The sequence below is a fragment of the Streptomyces sp. NPDC007971 genome (assembly GCF_042958635.1).
In the GTDB taxonomy this organism is placed as follows: domain Bacteria; phylum Actinomycetota; class Actinomycetes; order Streptomycetales; family Streptomycetaceae; genus Streptomyces.
Map to the genome: position 1 here is coordinate 467,364 of NZ_JBIBJK010000001.1, position 17,350 is coordinate 484,713.

The following is a 17,350-nucleotide window of genomic DNA, read 5'->3' on the forward strand; positions in this document are numbered from 1 at the left end:
CGCACGTTCGGGCCAAAAAGGCGGACGCAGCACGTGCCCGAGCCCGGACGGCCAGGTCAGTTGAGCATCGCGCGCGCCGAGTGGGCCTGCTCCCGGATCTTGCGGGCGGCCGGTTCGTCGACGACCTCGATCAGGTGGGCGTACGCGTCCAGCTCCTGTGCCCCTCGCACGTACTCGCCCCGCTGCACCAGCAGTTGCCCGCGCTCGTAGCGCAACCGGGCCGGATGCGCGGGCAGCAGCAGCGCCAGCTCCACGGCCCACAACCCCACGTCCGAGCGCTCCGGCCGGGACGCGGCCCACGCCCGGACGTTGTTCAGGATCCGCTGCACGACCTCCAGCGGCGCCGCGGGCACCAGCATCGACGGCTGCAACGGCGCCCCGGTCGCCCCCACCACGAGCAGATCGGCATCCGTACCGGAGAGCACCCGCCCCCCGTCGAACGGATCGGCCAGCACCTGCTCCTCGGCCGGACCGAAGCCGACCACGAAGTGTCCCGGCAGCGCGACCCCGTACACCGGCGCGCCCGCCCGCCGCGCCACCTCCAGCCACACCACCGAGAGCAGGATCGGCAACCCGCGCCGCCGCCGCAGCACCTCGTGCAGCAGCGAGGACTCCAGCCTGTCGTAGTCCGCGGCCGAGCCCGCGTACCCGTAGCGCTCGCCCAGCAGCCGGCACAGCGCCTGCGCCCACGCCTGCGGGCCGCCCGGACGGTACGGCAGCTCGCCGGCCAGCCGGTCCAGCTCCAGCTGGGCCGCGTCGATGCCCGCCTCGTCCAGCGAACCGTCCGCCTGCGCGCCGATCAGCAGGCACAGCGCCGACAGATCCGGCCGCTCGGACCGCGCCTCCTCGCCGAACCGCCGGCGCACCTCGGCGGACCGCTCCGGCGGGGGCGGATACGGGGGAGGAAGACGCGGGTGCCGCATGCCTGGCTCATGCCCTTCCACGACGGTTCCTACGACCGTCCGGGGCCGGCGGCGTCCGGCTCCCGGTAATGGTGGTACGAGTGGTGCCGGGCGAAGCCGAGTGCCGTGTAGAGGGCCCGGGCGGCCTCGTTGTCCTCCTCCACCTGGAGCCAGGCCGCCGAGGCGCCCTCGTCCAGGGCCCGCCGGGCCAGCGCGGCCATCACCTCGGTCGCCAGCCCCTGCCGGCGCCGGGCGGGGTCGACCTCGACGGCGGCGAACCCGGCCCACCGTCCGTCCACGACACACCGCCCGATCGCCGCCGGGGGCGCGCCGGCCGCCGCGCCCGGCACGGAGGCGAACCACACCGAGGGGCCTCCTCCGCTCCCGGCTTCGCCCGAACGGGGGGACCCCGGCCCGAGCACCCGCAGTGCCACCTCACTCACCCCCTTGCGCCGGTACCGGGCGAGCCAGGCCTCGTCCGCCTCCCGGGACAGCACCACCGCAGCGCCCTCGGCCCGGTCCGCGACCGGCGCCAGGGCCCCGATCCACAGCTCGGCGGTCACCTCCCGGACCCAGCCGCGCCGCTCCAGCTCCGCGCACAGCAGCTCCTGCGTGCCCTCGGCGCCGGTGGCGGTCTGGACGTAGGCGGGCAGGCCACGCTCGCCGTACCAGCGTCGTACGGCATCCAGGGCCGCGTCGAGCGCAAGCCCGGGATCACCGAGCGGCAGCACGCTGTTCGCCCGCCGCGTGAAGCCGCCGGAGGCCCTCAGCTCCCACTCGCCGAGCCGCTCGCTCTGCACCGGCCGCCACGCGCGGGCGGCGACGTGCGCCAGCTCCGGGTAGCTCGCGGCGGGGCCACGGCGGCGGGCCGGCGCGGCCGGTACCACCTTGCCCGCGACCAGCGTGGACTCCAGGATGTGGACGCTCTGTCCATCCCGACGTGTGATCATGAGCACGCCGTCGTCCCATGATGTGAGAACACCCACCGTGTCGGTGAACTTCTCGTCTGTCACCCTGGGTGTGTTCAAGCGCCTCACGGAGACCCGTTTTCCCACGTCAGCAGCGGTGATGCGGACCTCTGGGCGTCCCTGCGCCGATATTTCCACTGGTCGGTTCACCCCTCCTGTATGGATCATGCCCCGGAACGGAGATACTAGAGGCGGGCATCGACGACGCCGCGCTCCCGCGCGCCAGGCGGCGGAGCCTGAGGAGGCCCGCCAGCGCCCTATCGAGGAGGAACGACAGCGTGACCTACGTCATCGCGCAGCCTTGTGTCGACGTGAAGGACAAGGCGTGCATCGAGGAGTGCCCGGTCGACTGCATCTACGAGGGCCAGCGGTCCTTGTACATCCACCCGGACGAATGCGTCGACTGTGGTGCCTGTGAGCCGGTCTGCCCGGTTGAGGCGATCTTCTACGAGGACGACACTCCGGAGGAGTGGAAGGACTACTACAAGGCGAACGTCGAGTTCTTCGACGAGCTCGGGTCTCCCGGCGGCGCCAGCAAGTTGGGGCTGATCGAGCGCGACCACCCCTTCATCGCCGCGCTGCCGCCGCAGGGCGAGTGACCGCGGCCGCGGCCTAGCGGCCCGCTTCCCCGGTTCCCGGCCGCGCCGGAACCGGGGCCCCAGCGCCGCCTCGGTCCCGTACGGCCCGATCACCCGATCACCGCCGTACGGGACCGAGGCGTTTGCCGTACCGGCCGAAAGGCGTGCGCCGTAGTGCGGGCCGGGAAGCGCCTGCCGTACCGGCGAAGAGGCGCCTGCCATACCGGCCCAGAGGCGCCTGCCGTACCGGCCCAGAGGCGCCTGCCGTACTGGCCCAGAGGCGTCCGCCCTACCGACGAAGAGGCGTCTGCCGTACCGACGAAAGGGAGCACATCCCGTGTCCGCAGTATCCGACCGCCTTCCGACCTTCCCCTGGGACAGGCTCGAGCCGTACAAGAAGACGGCCGCAGCCCACCCGGACGGCATCGTCGACCTCTCCGTCGGCACCCCGGTCGACCCGGTCCCCGAGCTGATCCAGAAGGCCCTGATCGACGCGGCCGACTCCCCGGGCTACCCGACGGTGTGGGGCACCCCCGCGCTGCGTGCCGCCATCACGGGCTGGCTGGAGCGCCGCCTGGGCGCCCGCGACGTCACCGACCGCCACGTGCTGCCGATCGTCGGCTCCAAGGAACTGGTGGCCTGGCTCCCGACCCAGCTGGGCCTCGGCCCGGGCGACAGGGTGGCCCACCCCCGCCTGGCCTATCCGACCTACGAGGTCGGCGCCCGCCTGGCCCGCGCCGGCCACGAGGTCTACGACGACCCGCGCGACCTGGACCCGGCGAACCTGAAGCTCCTGTGGCTGAACTCGCCGTCCAACCCCACCGGCAAGGTGCTGGGCAAGCGGGAACTCACGGAGATCGTCGCCTGGGCCCGCGAGCACGGCGTGCTGCTGTTCTCCGACGAGTGCTACCTGGAGCTGGGCTGGGAGGCCGACCCGGTCTCGGTCCTGCACCCCGACGTCAACGGCGGCTCCTACGACGGCATCGTGGCCGTCCACTCCCTCTCCAAGCGCTCGAACCTGGCCGGCTACCGTGCGGCCTTCCTGGCGGGCGACCCGGCCGTCCTCGGCCCCCTGCTGGAGATCCGCAAGCACGGCGGCATGATGACCTCGGCGCCGACGCAGGCGGCGGCGGTGGCGGCCCTGGGCGACGACGAGCACGTCCGCGTCCAGCGCGAGCGCTACGCGGCCCGCCGTGCGCTCCTGCGTGCGGCCCTCCTGGAGCACGGCTTCCGCATCGAGCACAGCGAGGCCAGCCTCTACCTGTGGGCCACCCGCGACGAGTCCTGCTGGTCGACGGTCGCCCACCTGGCCGACCTGGGCATCCTGGTCGCCCCCGGCGACTTCTACGGCGAGGCGGGCGAGAAGTTCGTGCGCGTGGCGCTCACGGCGACGGACGAGCGGGTGCGGGCGGCGGTGGCCCGCCTCAAGGCGTAGGCCGGCCGCCGGACACGGACACGGACACGGACACGCTGGTACGCGGGCACGCAGAGACACGGAGACACGGAGACGGGGTCCAGGGAATTCCCTGGACCCCGTCTCCGTCAGGTCGACGACTGCCGAGCTCAGCCGCCCAGCGGCGACACGCCGTTCACCGGCAGCCCGCCCTTGCCGATGGAGCCCGTCGACAGCCCGCTCTTGGTCGCGGTGGCCGCGGTCTCGCCGAGGGTGCTCCCCACGGTCCCGACCGCAGTCCCCGCGGTCTTCTGCACGGTGGGCGTCGTCTTCTTCGCGGCACCGCCGGCGGTCTTGCTCACGGTCGGCACCGCCTTCCGGATCGCCTGGGTGCCCGCGTCACCCGCGACGCCGGTGACGTGCGTCGTCGCACCGTCGACCGCGGTGCCGGCGTTCGCCGTGTCCAGGGCGGTCAGACCGCTCAGTTCCGGGGTGGTCGCCGGCAGGTTCGTGGCCGCGCCGGCAGAGCCGGCCGCACCGACCCCGGCGGCCGCTCCTGCTGCGACGATCAGCGCGGCACGGGCGATCCGGCGGGTCAGGGGGAGGGACATGATGCTCCATTCGACGGGAGAGAACTGGGTTGTGTGTCCGTTCTCGGACGCCGTGACTACCGCTCGAAGCCGAGGAAGGTTGCGGACGGCGAAGGTAAAGAATGGATAACGCATCGCATTATCAGTTGTGGATAAAAACGGGCAAAGGGCGCCCGTTCAAGATCATGCAGAATCCTTACGGCCCTTGAATTCCCGGGATTTTCGCGATCGCGCCGAAATTCCCGGGGAAATGCGCCCGCCCCGAGGTCGCACAACCCGGCCGGGTGAGCTGCCGTACTACTGTCCGGTCACGATCCGGACCGCCCCCGCGGACTGCTCCGCACCACCGGCCCCCTGTGAACCGGTCGTGTGCCACTGGCCGTCGCCGCCGCTCCCGGTCCACTCCCGGCCCGCGTACACCACCCGGTCGATGTGCAGCGCCGAGGAGTTGGCGACCGCCCAGTGCGCCAGCTGCCAGCCCCGCTGCCGCTCCCCGCGCCCGGTCGCGTCCGTCCTCGTGCCGTCGGGCACCGGCACGGTCACGGTCCGCCCGTGCGCGGTCGCCGTCACGCTCGGGGACGGCGAGGGCGAGGGCACCGCCGTACCGCCCACCTCCGCACCGGTCTCCTGCAGCGCGTCCCGCCCGAAGTCCCGTACCAGCGCGGCCCGCACCGCATCGGGACCGGTTGCCGCCGCGGTGCGCTCCGGGCGCCCGTCGCAGGTCAGCGTGGCCGCCGCGCGCCCGGTCAGGGCCGCAGCAAGGAGCGTGGCGTCGGGTTCGTGCTTCGCGTACGCCTCCGGGTAGCCGCTGCGCTGCACCCGCTGGGCGGCCACCGTCAGTGGCAGGTCGGTGTAGTTCGGCACCTTCGCCAGGTGCGCGTAGAAGATGCCCGACGCGTAGTCCGGGTCCATGATCTGCTGCTCGGTGCCCCAGCCCTGCGAGGGCCGCTGCTGGAACAGGCCCAGGGAATCCCGGTCGCCGTGCTCGATGTTGCGCAGCCCCGACTCCTGCAGGGCGGTGGCCAGCGCGATGGTCACCGCACGCTCCGGCATGCGCCGCCCGGTCCCGACGGCTGCGATCGTCGCCGCGTTCGCCGCCTGCTCGGGCGTGAACTCGTACGACGTCCCGTCTCCCGTGCCGGAGAGCACCTTGCAGCCGGGCGCACCCCCGCCCCCGGTGACGTACTGCACCACCAGGTAAGCGGCGACGGCGGACAGGACCAACAGCGCCGCGCTGATACGCAGGAGGCGGCCGCGGCGCTTGGGGCGAGTGGGGGACGGCTCTGGCACGCGTACAAGGTACTGGAGCCGTGTGCGCCCCTTGCGCCCGGCCTCGGAGCTTGCGCCGCCCCGGGCCCCGCCGGCCGCACGCTAGGGTCGAAGCCATGGCCGACACCTCGCTTGACCTCACGCTGGACGCCGCCGAGCTCACCGCGCGGCTGGTCGACTTCCCCTCCGAGAGCGGTACCGAAAAGCCCCTCGCGGACGCGATCGAGGCCGCCCTGCGTGCCCTTCCGCACCTGGCCGTGGACCGGTACGGCAACAACGTGATCGCCCGGACGGACCTGGGCCGCGCGGAGCGGGTCGTCCTGGCCGGCCACATCGACACGGTGCCGATCGCCGGCAACGTGCCGTCCCGGCTGGACGAGGACGGTGTCCTGTGGGGATGCGGCACCTGCGACATGAAGTCCGGTGTGGCCGTCCAGCTGCGCATCGCGGCGACGGTTCCCGCCCCCAACCGCGACCTGACCTTCGTGTTCTACGACAACGAGGAGGTCGCCGCCGAGCTCAACGGCCTCAAGCATGTCTCCGAGGCCCACCCGGAGTGGCTGCGCGGCGACTTCGCCGTACTGCTGGAGCCCTCCGACGGGCAGGTCGAGGGCGGCTGCCAGGGCACCCTGCGGATGCTGCTGAAGACCTCGGGCGAGCGGGCCCACTCGGCGCGCGGCTGGATGGGCTCCAACGCCATCCATGCGGCGGCCCCCATCCTCGCCCGGCTGGCCTCCTACGAGCCCCGGTGGCCGCTCATCGACGGCCTGGAGTACCGCGAGGGCCTGAACGCGGTGGGCATCTCCGGGGGAGTGGCCGGCAACGTCATCCCGGACGAGTGCGTGGTCACGGTCAACTTCCGCTACGCCCCCGACCGCACCGAGGAAGAGGCGGTCGCCCATGTCCGCGAGGTGTTCGCGGACTGCGGGGTGACCGAGTTCGTGGTCGACGACCACAGCCCCGGCGCGCTGCCCGGCCTCTCCCACCCGGCCGCGGCCGCCTTCATCGAGGCGGTGGGCGGCACCCCGTTGCCCAAGTACGGCTGGACGGACGTCTCCCGCTTCTCCGCGCTCGGCGTCCCCGCGGTCAACTACGGTCCGGGCAATCCGCACTTGGCGCACAAGAGGGATGAAAGGGTCGAAACAGCCAAGATTCTGGCGGGCGAGGAGCGCCTGCGGGACTGGCTCACGGCGTAAGGACCCCGTGGGGCCTCTCGGGCGGACATGCTCACGTCCCCCCTCCGTAACCCGCGTAGATCTAGGCTGAGGTCGAACTACCGGCAAGCGGAGGGAGCGCACATGGCTACCGGAAACCCCGAGGGGAAGAAGCAGCCGCCGGACGAGCAGCGGCTCGGACCGGTCCTCCGGCGGCGTGGCCAGGTCACGCCGAGTACGACCGATCAGCGCCTGCTGGACGCGGGCGGCCCCTCGGACTGGGTCCACACGGACCCCTGGCGGGTCCTGCGCATCCAGTCGGAGTTCATCGAAGGCTTCGGCACGCTCGCCGAACTCCCGCCCGCCATCAGTGTGTTCGGGTCGGCGCGTACGCTCGTGGACTCGCCGGAGTACGACGCGGGGGTGCGGCTCGGCCGGGGGCTGGTGGAGGCCGGCTGGGCGGTGATCACCGGTGGCGGACCGGGCGCCATGGAGGCGGCCAACAGGGGTGCGTGCGAGGCGGGCGGCATCTCGGTCGGCCTCGGCATCGAGCTGCCCTTCGAGCAGGGGCTGAACCCGTACGTCGACATCGGCCTGAACTTCCGGTACTTCTTCGTCCGGAAGATGATGTTCGTGAAGTACGCGCAGGGCTTCGTCGTCCTTCCCGGCGGCCTCGGCACCCTCGACGAACTCTTCGAGGCCCTCACCCTGGTCCAGACCCAGAAGGTCACGCGGTTCCCGATCGTCCTGTTCGGCAGCGAGTACTGGGGCGGGCTGGTGGACTGGCTGAAGAACACGCTGGTGGCGCAGGGCAAGGCCGCCGAGAAGGATCTGCTGCTGTTCCATGTCACGGACGACGTGGACGAGGCGGTGGCCCTGGTCTCCAAGGAGGCGGCCCGCTAGGCGGCGCCCCCTCTTTGCCCACCCACCCGCCCGTCTCGGTCCGCCGAGGGGTGAGCGTCGGGGCTGGGCGGGTTGGTCTGGGCTGGGAGGTGCGCCGGGGGCTGCCTCGGCCCTTTCGCCCACCCACCCGCCCCGTCTCGGTCCGCCACGGGTGAGCTTGGGGGGCCTGGTGTCCGCCCCGCCCTTGCCTGTCCGCCCGCCCTCCTCGGTCCCCTGAGAAGCGTGAGCCGGGGTTCGGCTGGCTGGGAGGTGGCCCGCTCGCCGCTTTCCCACTCCCCTTCCTGCCTGGCCTCCTCGGTCAGCTGTGAGGCGTGAGTCGGGGTTGGGTCGGCTGGGAGATGGCCCGCCCATCGGTTTCCCATCGCTTCCCCACCCTTTTGCCGCCCGCCCCCTCGGTTCTCGCCCGCCCCCTCGCGCGCTGAGGAGTGTGAGACGGGGGCGGTGGGCCGAGGTGGGGGCGGTGGTTTGGGGGTTGGAGAGGTGGGGCTGGGGGAGTGGGGCCGGGGCTTGGGTGTGGGGGGCTTTGCCTTGCTTGTCGGCCGGTCGGTCGGCCGGCCGAGTCGGGTGGTGTGGGTGGGCGGCGTCGGGGGGGGGGGGGGGGGGGCGGGCAGCGGAGCTCCCTGGTGCTCAGGCCAGCCCCCGCCGGGCCACCGCAGGCGGACGGTGCCCGGCGATCGACGCCACCATCTCCAGCACCTGCCGCGTCTCGGCCACCTCATGCACCCGGTACACCTGTGCCCCCAGCCACGCCGACACCGCCGTCGTCGCCAGCGTGCCGAGCAACCGCTCCTTCACCGGCCGGTCCAGCGTCTCCCCGACGAAGTCCTTGTTGGACAGGGACACCAGCACCGGCCACCCCGTGGCGACCATCTCGTCCAGCCGTCGGGTCGCCTCCAGACTGTGCCGCGTGTTCTTCCCGAAGTCGTGCCCGGGATCGATCAGCACCGACTCCCGGGGCACCCCCAGCGACACCGCCCGCTCGGCAAGCCCGAGGGTCACCTTCAGGATGTCGTCCACGACGTCGTCGTACGTCACCCGATGCGGTCGGGTACGCGGCTGCACACCCCCCGCGTGGGTGCACACCAGCCCCACCCCGTGGCGCGCGGCAACCTCCGCCAGCCCCGGGTCCACCCCGCCCCAGGCGTCGTTCAGCAGATCCGCCCCTGCCGCGCACACCGCTTCGCCGACCTCCGCCCGCCAGGTGTCCACACTGATGATCACGTCCGGGAAGCGCCGCCGTACCTCCGCGACGAAACCGACCGTCCGCCGCGCCTCCTCCTCGGCCGTGACCTCCTCGCCCGGCCCGGCCTTCACCCCGCCGATGTCGATGATCGCGGCGCCCTCGGCCACCGCCTGCTCCACGCGTGCGAGCGCAGGCTCGTCGCGGAACGTGGCCCCCTGGTCGTAGAAGGAGTCCGGGGTCCGGTTCACGATCGCCATGATCACCGGTTCGTGCGCCCCGAATTCCCGCCTGCCCAGCCTGAGCATCCGCTGTGACCTCTCCTAGTACCTTCCGCAGTACGGCCGCCTGCGACCCTAACTGTCAGACTCGCATGGCACGATCGGACCTGAGAGATTCGGCTTCCGGCACTTCGAGCGTGGGGACCTCTAGCGATGGTTATGTTCTTGTTCCTGGTCGTCGCCCTCGCTGTCGTGGTGGCCGCGGTGACACTCGCCGTGGTGGGCGGCGGCGAGAGCGGCCCGCTGCCCGAGGTGGCACCGGAGCGGCTGCAGGACCCGCTGCCCGAGGACCGCCCGGTCCGCGGGGCGGACGTGGAGAGCCTGCGCTTCCCGCTGGCCCCGCGCGGCTACCGCATGAGCGACGTGGACGACGCGCTCGGCCGCCTCGCCGCGGAACTCGCCGAGCGGGACGCCCGTATCGCCGACCTGGAGTCCGCACTGGCCGGTGCCCGCGCCGCCGCGCACGTCCGGCTGGACAAGCCCGCCCACGAGGAGGACCAGCGATGAGCGACGGAGCGGCCCTCGCCGGACCCGACGGCGCGCTGCGCTGCCCCTGGGCCCTGTCCACCGAGGACTACGTCGCGTACCACGACGAGGAGTGGGGCCGTGCGGTCCACGGCGACGACGCCCTCTTCGAGCGGCTCAGCCTGGAGGCCTTCCAGTCGGGCCTGTCCTGGATCACGATCCTGCGTCGCCGCCCCGGCTTCCGGGCGGCCTTCGCCGGCTTCCGGATCGAGAAGGTCGCCGTGTTCACGGACGAGGACCGCGAGCGGCTGCTGGCCGACCCGGGCATCATCCGCAACCGCGCCAAGGTCGACGCGACACTCGCCAACGCGCGCGTGCTCGCCGACTGGGCCGAGGGCGACCTGGACGAACTGATCTGGTCCCACGCCCCCGACCCGTCCGCCCGGCCCGCCCCGAAGGCCCTGGCCGACGTCCCCGCGGTCACCCCGGAATCCACGGCCCTGTCCAAGGCCCTCAAGAAGCGCGGCCTCAGATTCGTCGGCCCGACCACGGCGTACGCCCTGATGCAGGCATGCGGTCTGGTGAACGACCACCTGGAGACCTGCGTGGCGAGAAGCCCCTCACAAGGAGCGCGACCCTCATAAGGAGCGCCGCCCGCATAAGGGGCGCGGGCCCGCGTCGGCAGGCGGCTTTGCCGCGTGGGCGCGGCCGGCCTCGGCGGGCCCGCGGTTCCCCACGGTGCCTACGCCCCCCGGCTCAGCGGCCCAGGTACTTCGGCTTCTCCTTGTTCACGAACGCCTGCACCGCGATCGTGTGGTCCTCGGACTGTCCCGCCCGCGTCTGCAGCTCGTCCTCCTTCTCCAACGTCTCGGCGAGGGAGTGCGTCATTCCGTAGGCCACCGCCTCCTTGATCGCCGCGTAGGCCACCGTCGGCCCCTCGGCCAGCGCACGCGCCACCTTCTCGGCTTCGGCGCGCAGCTCGGCGGAGGGCACCAGCCGGTTGGCGATGCCCAGCTGCAGTGCGTCCTGGGCGCTGATGCTGCGCGGGAAGAGCAGCAGGTCGGCGGCGCGGCCCGGGCCGACGACCCGCGGCAGCGTCCAGGAGATGCCGGAGTCCGCGGTCAGCGCGACGCCCGCGAAGGAGGTGTTGAAGGCGGCGGTGTCGGCCACCACCCGGTAGTCCGCGGCGAGCGCGAAGCCGAAGCCGGCCCCGGCCGCCACCCCGTTCACCGCGGCTACCACCGGCTTCGACGCCCCGGCCAGCGCCTTCACGATCGGGTTGTAGTGCTCCTTGACCGTGCTCATCGTCTGCCCGGACCCGGTCTCCCGGTCCGCGGCGAGCAGCCCGATGTGCTCCTTGAGGTCCTGGCCCACGCAGAAGGCCCGGTCGCCCGCGGCGGTCAGCAGGATCGCCCGTACGGCGGTGTCCCCGGCCGCGGACTCGGCCGCCTCCCGGAGGGCGACCTTGGTCGCGATGTTCAGCGCGTTCATCGCCTCGGGGCGGTTCAGCGTGATCGTCGCGAGCCCGTCGCTCACCTCGTAGAGCACGGTGTCGGCCATGGCGCATCCCCTCTGGTGTCACGGCTGATGACGTACCGCTCAGTACGTCGCTGTCTGAGGACAGCATGGCGGAGATCGCGGTCCGGGGACCGGACCGGTCGTGTGACCTGCGTCAAAGAAAAACGGAGCCGAGTCGGCCAGGGGGCGTCCGGGCGGTGGAGCAGTATCGCAGTCACATCGCCGAATTGAGTGGTTTTGCTCGCGCGCGTTGCCCAAGCGATGCCGACTGATGTTGGTCATCGGGTCCTGGGATGCGGGATAATGGCTGGGAAGCAATGTGTTCGATGCCGGTGTCGCGCGTCCGTTTCGGATTGCGGGTGCCCTGCCAGGGGGCCGTCGGCAGACGATGAGCTTGAGCTGGTTTCAGGAAGGGGAACGAGCATGGCGGCCATGAAGCCGCGGACGGGCGATGGCCCGCTCGAGGTGACCAAGGAGGGGCGGGGCATCGTCATGCGCGTTCCGCTCGAAGGCGGCGGTCGACTCGTCGTCGAGCTGACCCCCGACGAGGCCAAGGCGCTCGGCGAGGCCCTTGAGAAGGTCACCGTCTGACGCTGACGATCTGGTCCTTGCGGTTGCCCCGGTGTCGTACGCGCAGGCGTGTGCGGTGCCGGGGCATCTGCATGCCCGGGACGCGGTGACGCCGCCGGCACCGGCACCAGTGGGCACCGCCGACGCCGCTGTCACGCCGACGCCGCTGTCACCTCGTCATCGCTTGACGGCGCACAGCAGCCCGTCGCCCACCGGCAGCAGCGACGTCACCAGCTCCTGGCTCTCGCGCACCGTGCGCAGCAGCTCCCGCAGCCGCAGCACCTCGGTCGGCTGCGGCCCCGAGTCGACGGTACGGCCGTTGGCGAAGACTCCCTCGAAGACCACCAGGCCCCCCGGACGCAGCAGACGCAACGATTCAGCGAGATAGTCCGAGTACTCCTGCCGGTCCCCGTCGCAGAAGACGAGGTCGTAGCCGGCGTCCGCGAGGCGCGGCAGCACGTCCAGGGCCCGGCCGGGGATGAACCGCGCCCGGTTGCTGGCGAAGCCGCAGGCCCGGAACGCCTGCCGGGCGAACTGCTGGTGCTCCGGCTCCGGATCGACCGTGGTGAGCACCCCGTCCGGGCGCATGCCGTGCAGCAAGTGGATTCCGGACACTCCGCAGCCGGTGCCGATCTCCGCGACCGCCTTCGCGTCCACGGAGGCGGCGAGCAGCCGCAGCGCGGCACCCGCGCTGGGCGACACCGAGCGCAGCCCTGCCTCCCGGGCCCGGTCACGGGCCCAGAGCAGCGCTTCGTCCTCGGCGACAAAGGCGTCGGCGAACGCCCAGCTCGTCTGCCGGTTGCCGGTAATGACCCTCTCCCGTCCCCCACTGGATGCCTGGGCGTGACTGTATCCGTTGGGGCCGGGAACCCGCAGATGGGACTGGGCGTTTAAAGGGATGAGCCGGTGGCCCGGGACGCGACGGGGGGTAAGAAGTGGAACAGGACGCCGAGCACATGCTGACGCAGCCGTATGAGCTGTATCAGCGCGTATCAAATTCTCGTAAAACCGCTTATCCGGAGCTAACGGGCGAGGTGGCTATGGTAGGGGCTCCACTGGACACCACCAGAGCCGACAGGGGAGGTGCGGCTGCGCCTGTGGATCGCGGAGGAGTGCTTCGGCGCTTCCTCGGATCGGCAGGGAAGCCGAAATCCGTGAACGACACCGCTGACAGCCACGCCGCCGGCTCCGCCGCCGGCGACACCCAGACCGCGACCTTCACCACCGACGCGGACGGGCAGGCATGGACTCCGCCCACGTGGGAGGAGATCGTCAGCACGCACAGCGGCCGGGTCTACCGCCTCGCCTACCGCCTTACGGGCAACCAGCACGATGCCGAGGACCTGACCCAGGAGGTCTTCGTCCGCGTCTTCCGCTCGCTGTCCACGTACTCGCCGGGGACCTTCGAGGGCTGGCTGCACCGCATCACCACCAACCTCTTCCTGGACATGGTCCGGCGCAAGCAGCGCATCCGCTTCGACGCCCTCGGCGAGGACGCGGCCGAGCGCCTGCCCAGCCGCGAGCCCACCCCGCAGCAGGTCTTCAACGACTCCCACTTCGACGCGGACGTCCAGCAGGCCCTGGACACCCTCGCGCCGGAGTTCCGCGCCGCGGTCGTCCTGTGCGACATCGAAGGCCTGTCGTACGAGGAGATCGCCGCGACCCTCGGCGTGAAGCTCGGCACGGTCCGCTCCCGCATCCACCGCGGGCGCTCCCAGCTGCGCAAGGCCCTGGCCCACCGCGCGCCCGAGGCGCGCAAGGCCGAGCGGCGCTCCTTCATGCCCCGCGTCCCCGCTCTGGGGGGAGGGGGCGCGACCGCGTGAGTGGATCACGACCGAAAGCTGCCCAGACGCATCTCGCGGAACAGCACCTGGGAGACCGGCTCTCCGCCCTCGTGGACGGGGAGCTCGGGCATGAGTCGCGTGAGCGCGTCCTCGCCCACCTGGCCACCTGCGCCCGGTGCAAGGCGGAGGCGGACGCCCAGCGCCGTCTGAAGAACGTGTTCGCGGAGGCAGCCCCGCCGCCCCCCTCGGAGAGCTTCCTGGCCCGGCTCCAGGGCCTTCCCGCCGGTGGTGACGCCGACGGCGACGGCACCGCGTCGACCGGGGCAGGAATCTTCGGGCGGGGCCCGGACGCCGGTGTCTTCGGAGCGCGCCGTGGCGAGCGCTTCGAGTTCGGCTATGTCCCCGTGGGACCGCACGCCGGCATCGCTCCCGCTCCCGGGGAACGCGGCTTCCGGATCCATCCCGTCGGCCGGCCCGACGCCGACCGCTCCGCCTCGCGCGGACTGCGGTTCGCGTTCGCCGCGGCCGGAGCGGTGTCGCTGGCCGCCCTGGCTCTCGGCGGCGTGACCACCGCCATCCCCGGCGACCTGTCCGCGGACACCCGCTCCGGCTCCGGCTCCGGCAACGTGCTCCCGGCGCGTTCGACGGGCACCGGCGCGGGGGCGGTGACCTCCGACACCCAGCGCCGGCGCTCGGTGGGACCGCTGCTCGGCCAGGGCGGCGGCCTGCTCGGCCAGACGGCGGCGGCGCCGACCTCCATGTCCGCACCGCTGGTGCCCGGCGTGCCCGACCCGGCCGCCGGACAGGCCCTGGCCACCGTGCACGACCTGACCACGCCGGTGATGGCCGGTGCGGCCGCGGTCTCGCCGCTGATACGTCCGCTGAGCCAGATCTCGCCGTTCCCCCCGGCCTCCTTGGCCGCGACCCCCCGTCCGTCCGGCCCCGGCCTGCTGTCCGCCCCCGTCCCCGCATCCGACACCGCCTCGGCTCCGTCGGCTTCCTCCACCCCCTCCGTCTCCCCTCCTCCCTCCCCCCGTCAGGCGCCCTGACCGGCCACTGCGCCCCGCCCCCGGAACCTGGTTGAATCCTGTGAGACCGTGCCCGCGGCGGTGACCCGGGCACGGAGTTCGACGTTCCGTGGCCCTCGCCGACGCGCGCGGCCGCGGCCAGCCGTGGGGAGAGCATGAACGAGGGGAACCCGACGCAGGTCCCGCCGGGGGAGCACGAGGACCGGACGTCGGCAGGGGAGGGCCAGCCGAGGCCCACCGACACGATCGGTCCCCTCGCCGACGGCGACTTCGAACTGGCCAAGCCCGCACCGGCCGCCGCCGAGCCGGCCATGGCCGAGCCGATGGTGGCAGAGCCGACGTCGGCCGAACCGGTGGTGGCTGAGCCGGTCGTGGTGGACGCGACGGTGGCTGAGCCCATCGAGGGCGACGCGGTGGCGGCCCGGTCCGCGGTGGACCCGGTCGAGGCGGGTGCCCCCGTCGTATCGGCAGGCCACCGGCCCAAGCCCCTGCACGACCCCGATCCCTACGGCACCCCGCCCTACGGCGAGCCGGGCCCCTGGGCGCCCGCGCCGCCGGTCCAGCACCCCGCGGCGGCGTCGGTGCAGGAGACGGCCGCGGCGGCCCCGGCGACCGCGCAGACAACGGCGCAGACGGCTCCGTGCGCGCCGGTGTACTCGGCCCCGCCTCCGCCCGCAACGAACGCCGCACCGGCCTCCGCACCTGCATCAGCCCCCGTGCCTGCACAGGCCTCCGTGCCACCTGCACAGGCCTCCGTGCCCGCGCCGGCCCCCGTGCCACCTGCACCGGCGCCCGTGTCCGCACCGGCCCCCGTGCCTACATCCGCCCCCTTGCCTGCTCCAGCCCCCGGATCCGCAGCGGTCCCCGGATCCGTACCGGTCCCCGCATCCGCGCCCGTGGTGGCCTCGGCCGTGCCGCCACCCGCGGGTCCCGGGACGGCCGTGCCCGCGGCCGATGCCGGTTCCGTTCCGCAGGCAGGGCCGGCCGGTGATCCCTGGCAGCGCTACGACCCCTGGGCCGCGCCCGGCGCAGGGCAGCAGCAGCTCCTGGCGCCCGGACCGCTGCAGCAGACCGGTGCCGCGGTGCTCACCGAGCAGCAGCGCCGCAAGCGGGGCAGGCGGATGCTCCTCGTGTGGACCCTGCTGGTCGCCGTCGTCTCCGGCGGCATCGGCGGGCTCGTCGGCGCCTACGTCGAGCGCGACGGCGTGGGGGACGTCCGTCTGCCGCAGGCCGGAAAGGTGCCCGCCGGACGCGCGCCGGACAGCGTGGCCGGGATAGCCGCCCGGGCGCTGCCCAGCGTCGTGACGCTGCACGTGCGCGGCGCCGACGAGGCGGGCACCGGCACCGGCTTCGTCCTCGACACCCGCGGGCACATCCTCACCAACAACCACGTCGTCCAGCCGGCCGCGTCCGGCGGCGAGATATCCGTGACGTTCAGCAGCGGCGACACCGCCAAGGCCAAGGTCATCGGCCGCGACAGCGGATACGACCTCGCCGTCGTCCAGGTCAGCGGCGTCCGCGGGCTCACCCCCATGCCCCTCGGCAACTCCGACGACGTCCAGGTCGGCGACCCCGTCGTCGCCATCGGCGCCCCCTTCGACCTGGCCAACACCGTCACCTCGGGCATCATCAGCGCCAAGGAGCGGCCCATCACGGCCGGCGGCGAGAAGGGCGACGGCAGTGACGTGTCGTACGTCGACGCCCTGCAGACCGACGCGCCCATCAACCCGGGCAACTCCGGCGGTCCCCTCCTCGACTCGCGGGCCCAGGTCATCGGCATCAACTCCGCCATCCGCTCGGCCGACGCCGAGTCCGACTCCGAGGACGGACAGGCCGGCTCCATCGGCCTCGGCTTCGCGATCCCCATCAACCAGGCCCGGCGGGTCGCCGAGGAACTGATCAACACGGGTCGTGCGACACACCCTGTGATCGGCGTCACGCTCGATATGGGGTACACCGGCGACGGCGCCCGTATCGACACCAAGGCGGGCGACGGCGGACCCGCCGTCCTCAAGGGCGGCGCGGGCGAACGGGCCGGGCTGAGGGCGGGTGACGTTATCACGGAGGTCGACGGGCAGCGTGTCCACTCGGCCGAGGAGCTGATGGTCAAGATCCGTGCCCACCGGCCCGGCGACCGGCTGCGCCTGACCGTCGAGCACGGCGCCGAACGGGAGGTCTCACTCGTCCTGGGCGCTTCGGAGCAGAACTGACAGAAGTCTCACCTCGGGACGGTACCGGTCTGACGGCTATGCCGGGTACCGTTGACCGACCGAGAGCATCGCAATGGGAGCATCAGGTGTTCAATGACATAGGACCACTCGAGCTGGTGACGATCATTGTGCTCGCCGTGCTCGTCTTCGGTCCGGACAAGCTCCCGAAGATGATCCAGGACGTGACACGCACGATTCGGAAGATCCGTGAGTTCTCGGAGAGCGCCAAGCAGGACATCCGAAGCGAGCTGGGCCCCGAGTTCAAGGACTTCGACTTCGAGGACCTCAACCCCAAGACGTTCATCCGCAAGCAGCTGGACAACGATGAACTGGGGCTGAAGGAGATTCGCAACGGCTTCGACCTGAAGAAGGAGATGGCCGAGGTCACGGACGCCGTGCACGGCCGCGACGGCGAGACCTCGTCGCCCTCCTCCCCGTCGTCCTCGTCCTCCTCGTCGGGTGGGCGCGTCGACATGAGCAAGAAGCCCGAGGAGCCCGGCAAGGACGACCGTCCGCCCTTCGACGCGGACGCCACCTGACAGGTCCCGACACGCGGA

Annotated in this window: 18 protein-coding genes; 11 read left to right on the forward strand and 7 right to left on the reverse strand. The window is 72.4% G+C overall.

Translation table 11 applies throughout. The annotated features are described in order from the left end of the window. Positions 1 to 56: 56 nt before the first annotated feature. Both ACFZCP_RS02090 and ACFZCP_RS02095 read right to left on the reverse strand, forming a co-directional pair. Positions 57 to 923 carry a tetratricopeptide repeat protein gene (locus tag ACFZCP_RS02090; RefSeq protein ID WP_391423230.1) on the reverse strand — a complete coding sequence of 289 codons (867 nt, stop codon included), beginning with the start codon at positions 921 to 923 and terminating at the stop codon, positions 57 to 59. Positions 924 to 952: 29 nt separating this feature from the next. Further along, on the reverse strand, positions 953 to 2,038 hold the full coding sequence (locus ACFZCP_RS02095) for a GNAT family N-acetyltransferase (RefSeq protein WP_391423232.1): 1,086 nt from the start codon (positions 2,036 to 2,038) through the stop codon (positions 953 to 955). Between the two features lie 110 nt (positions 2,039 to 2,148). Here ACFZCP_RS02095 and fdxA point away from each other — a divergent pair, with 110 nt between their 5' ends. Beyond that, positions 2,149 to 2,469 carry a ferredoxin gene (fdxA, locus tag ACFZCP_RS02100; RefSeq protein WP_018561461.1) on the forward strand — a complete coding sequence of 107 codons (321 nt, stop codon included), beginning with the start codon at positions 2,149 to 2,151 and terminating at the stop codon, positions 2,467 to 2,469. Positions 2,470 to 2,785: 316 nt separating this feature from the next. Beyond that, a complete protein-coding gene (locus ACFZCP_RS02105; protein WP_391423235.1) occupies positions 2,786 to 3,883 on the forward strand; it encodes a bifunctional succinyldiaminopimelate transaminase/glutamate-prephenate aminotransferase in 1,098 nt (365 codons plus the stop codon). Between the two features lie 128 nt (positions 3,884 to 4,011). On the opposite strand, the gene ACFZCP_RS02110 is transcribed toward ACFZCP_RS02105, so the two are convergent. Continuing rightward, on the reverse strand, positions 4,012 to 4,452 hold the full coding sequence (locus tag ACFZCP_RS02110) for an ATP-binding protein (protein ID WP_391423237.1): 441 nt from the start codon (positions 4,450 to 4,452) through the stop codon (positions 4,012 to 4,014). Positions 4,453 to 4,728: 276 nt separating this feature from the next. After that, positions 4,729 to 5,721, reverse strand: a complete 993-nt coding sequence (locus tag ACFZCP_RS02115; protein WP_391423239.1) for a heavy metal transporter — start codon at positions 5,719 to 5,721, stop codon at positions 4,729 to 4,731. Positions 5,722 to 5,816: 95 nt separating this feature from the next. On the opposite strand from ACFZCP_RS02115, the gene dapE reads away from it, so the two are divergent. Together dapE and ACFZCP_RS02125 are read left to right on the forward strand one after the other, a co-directional pair. Continuing rightward, a complete protein-coding gene (gene dapE / locus ACFZCP_RS02120) occupies positions 5,817 to 6,896 on the forward strand; it encodes a succinyl-diaminopimelate desuccinylase (protein ID WP_391423240.1) in 1,080 nt (359 codons plus the stop codon). 102 nt (positions 6,897 to 6,998) lie between these two features. Beyond that, on the forward strand, positions 6,999 to 7,757 hold the full coding sequence (locus ACFZCP_RS02125) for a TIGR00730 family Rossman fold protein (RefSeq protein ID WP_362687916.1): 759 nt from the start codon (positions 6,999 to 7,001) through the stop codon (positions 7,755 to 7,757). Positions 7,758 to 8,384: 627 nt separating this feature from the next. Here the strand turns inward: ACFZCP_RS02125 and folP are convergent. Beyond that, complete coding sequence (gene folP / locus ACFZCP_RS02130) at positions 8,385 to 9,245, reverse strand: dihydropteroate synthase (RefSeq protein ID WP_391423243.1); 861 nt, start codon at positions 9,243 to 9,245, stop codon at positions 8,385 to 8,387. A 126-nt stretch (positions 9,246 to 9,371) separates the two neighbouring features. Here folP and ACFZCP_RS02135 point away from each other — a divergent pair, with 126 nt between their 5' ends. Then, positions 9,372 to 9,725 (forward strand): DivIVA domain-containing protein, encoded by a 354-nt coding sequence (locus ACFZCP_RS02135; RefSeq protein WP_391423245.1) that lies wholly within the window; start codon positions 9,372 to 9,374, stop codon positions 9,723 to 9,725. Then, positions 9,722 to 10,327, forward strand: a complete 606-nt coding sequence (locus ACFZCP_RS02140; RefSeq protein ID WP_391423247.1) for a DNA-3-methyladenine glycosylase I — start codon at positions 9,722 to 9,724, stop codon at positions 10,325 to 10,327. The genes ACFZCP_RS02135 and ACFZCP_RS02140 overlap by 4 nt, the downstream gene beginning before the upstream one ends. A 112-nt stretch (positions 10,328 to 10,439) precedes the next feature. Here ACFZCP_RS02140 and ACFZCP_RS02145 read toward each other — a convergent pair whose 3' ends face one another. After that, entirely contained in the window at positions 10,440 to 11,243 is an 804-nt protein-coding gene (locus tag ACFZCP_RS02145; RefSeq protein ID WP_391423249.1) for an enoyl-CoA hydratase-related protein, read from the reverse strand. 381 nt (positions 11,244 to 11,624) lie between these two features. On the opposite strand from ACFZCP_RS02145, the gene ACFZCP_RS02150 reads away from it, so the two are divergent. Then, positions 11,625 to 11,792 carry a DUF3117 domain-containing protein gene (locus ACFZCP_RS02150; protein WP_003985072.1) on the forward strand — a complete coding sequence of 56 codons (168 nt, stop codon included), beginning with the start codon at positions 11,625 to 11,627 and terminating at the stop codon, positions 11,790 to 11,792. A gap of 156 nt (positions 11,793 to 11,948) precedes the next feature. Here the strand turns inward: ACFZCP_RS02150 and ACFZCP_RS02155 are convergent, their stop codons facing one another. Then, the gene (locus ACFZCP_RS02155) at positions 11,949 to 12,647 is read right to left on the reverse strand and encodes a class I SAM-dependent methyltransferase (protein WP_391423692.1); all 699 of its coding nucleotides are present in this window, start codon (positions 12,645 to 12,647) and stop codon (positions 11,949 to 11,951) included. A 236-nt stretch (positions 12,648 to 12,883) separates the two neighbouring features. Between ACFZCP_RS02155 and sigE the strand changes: the two genes are divergently transcribed. The 4 genes from sigE (at position 12,884) to ACFZCP_RS02175 (ending at position 17,332) form a co-directional block, all read left to right on the forward strand. Next, the gene (sigE, locus tag ACFZCP_RS02160; RefSeq protein WP_391423694.1) at positions 12,884 to 13,594 is read left to right on the forward strand and encodes an RNA polymerase sigma factor SigE; all 711 of its coding nucleotides are present in this window, start codon (positions 12,884 to 12,886) and stop codon (positions 13,592 to 13,594) included. Next, a complete protein-coding gene (locus ACFZCP_RS02165) occupies positions 13,591 to 14,604 on the forward strand; it encodes a zf-HC2 domain-containing protein (RefSeq protein WP_391423250.1) in 1,014 nt (337 codons plus the stop codon). Before sigE ends, ACFZCP_RS02165 begins: the two co-directional genes overlap by 4 nt. A 134-nt stretch (positions 14,605 to 14,738) precedes the next feature. Continuing rightward, positions 14,739 to 16,793, forward strand: coding sequence for a trypsin-like peptidase domain-containing protein (locus tag ACFZCP_RS02170; protein WP_391423252.1), 2,055 nt, complete (start codon positions 14,739 to 14,741; stop codon positions 16,791 to 16,793). Between the two features lie 86 nt (positions 16,794 to 16,879). Next, complete coding sequence (locus tag ACFZCP_RS02175) at positions 16,880 to 17,332, forward strand: sec-independent translocase (protein WP_362687898.1); 453 nt, start codon at positions 16,880 to 16,882, stop codon at positions 17,330 to 17,332. Positions 17,333 to 17,350: the final 18 nt, after the last annotated feature.

What these genes read in the sequence shown, in the direction of transcription:
- folP (WP_391423243.1), bottom strand. Translation starts at nt 9,245, where the DNA reads ATGCTCAGGCTGGGCAGGCGGGAATTCGGGGCGCACGAACCGGTGATC.
- ACFZCP_RS02145 (WP_391423249.1), bottom strand. Translation starts at nt 11,243, where the DNA reads ATGGCCGACACCGTGCTCTACGAGGTGAGCGACGGGCTCGCGACGATC.
- ACFZCP_RS02170 (WP_391423252.1), top strand. Translation starts at nt 14,739, where the DNA reads ATGAACGAGGGGAACCCGACGCAGGTCCCGCCGGGGGAGCACGAGGAC.
- ACFZCP_RS02135 (WP_391423245.1), top strand. Translation starts at nt 9,372, where the DNA reads ATGGTTATGTTCTTGTTCCTGGTCGTCGCCCTCGCTGTCGTGGTGGCC.
- ACFZCP_RS02150 (WP_003985072.1), top strand. Translation starts at nt 11,625, where the DNA reads ATGGCGGCCATGAAGCCGCGGACGGGCGATGGCCCGCTCGAGGTGACC.
- ACFZCP_RS02110 (WP_391423237.1), bottom strand. Translation starts at nt 4,452, where the DNA reads ATGTCCCTCCCCCTGACCCGCCGGATCGCCCGTGCCGCGCTGATCGTC.
- ACFZCP_RS02125 (WP_362687916.1), top strand. Translation starts at nt 6,999, where the DNA reads ATGGCTACCGGAAACCCCGAGGGGAAGAAGCAGCCGCCGGACGAGCAG.
- dapE (WP_391423240.1), top strand. Translation starts at nt 5,817, where the DNA reads ATGGCCGACACCTCGCTTGACCTCACGCTGGACGCCGCCGAGCTCACC.
- ACFZCP_RS02140 (WP_391423247.1), top strand. Translation starts at nt 9,722, where the DNA reads ATGAGCGACGGAGCGGCCCTCGCCGGACCCGACGGCGCGCTGCGCTGC.
- ACFZCP_RS02090 (WP_391423230.1), bottom strand. Translation starts at nt 923, where the DNA reads ATGCGGCACCCGCGTCTTCCTCCCCCGTATCCGCCCCCGCCGGAGCGG.
- ACFZCP_RS02095 (WP_391423232.1), bottom strand. Translation starts at nt 2,038, where the DNA reads ATGATCCATACAGGAGGGGTGAACCGACCAGTGGAAATATCGGCGCAG.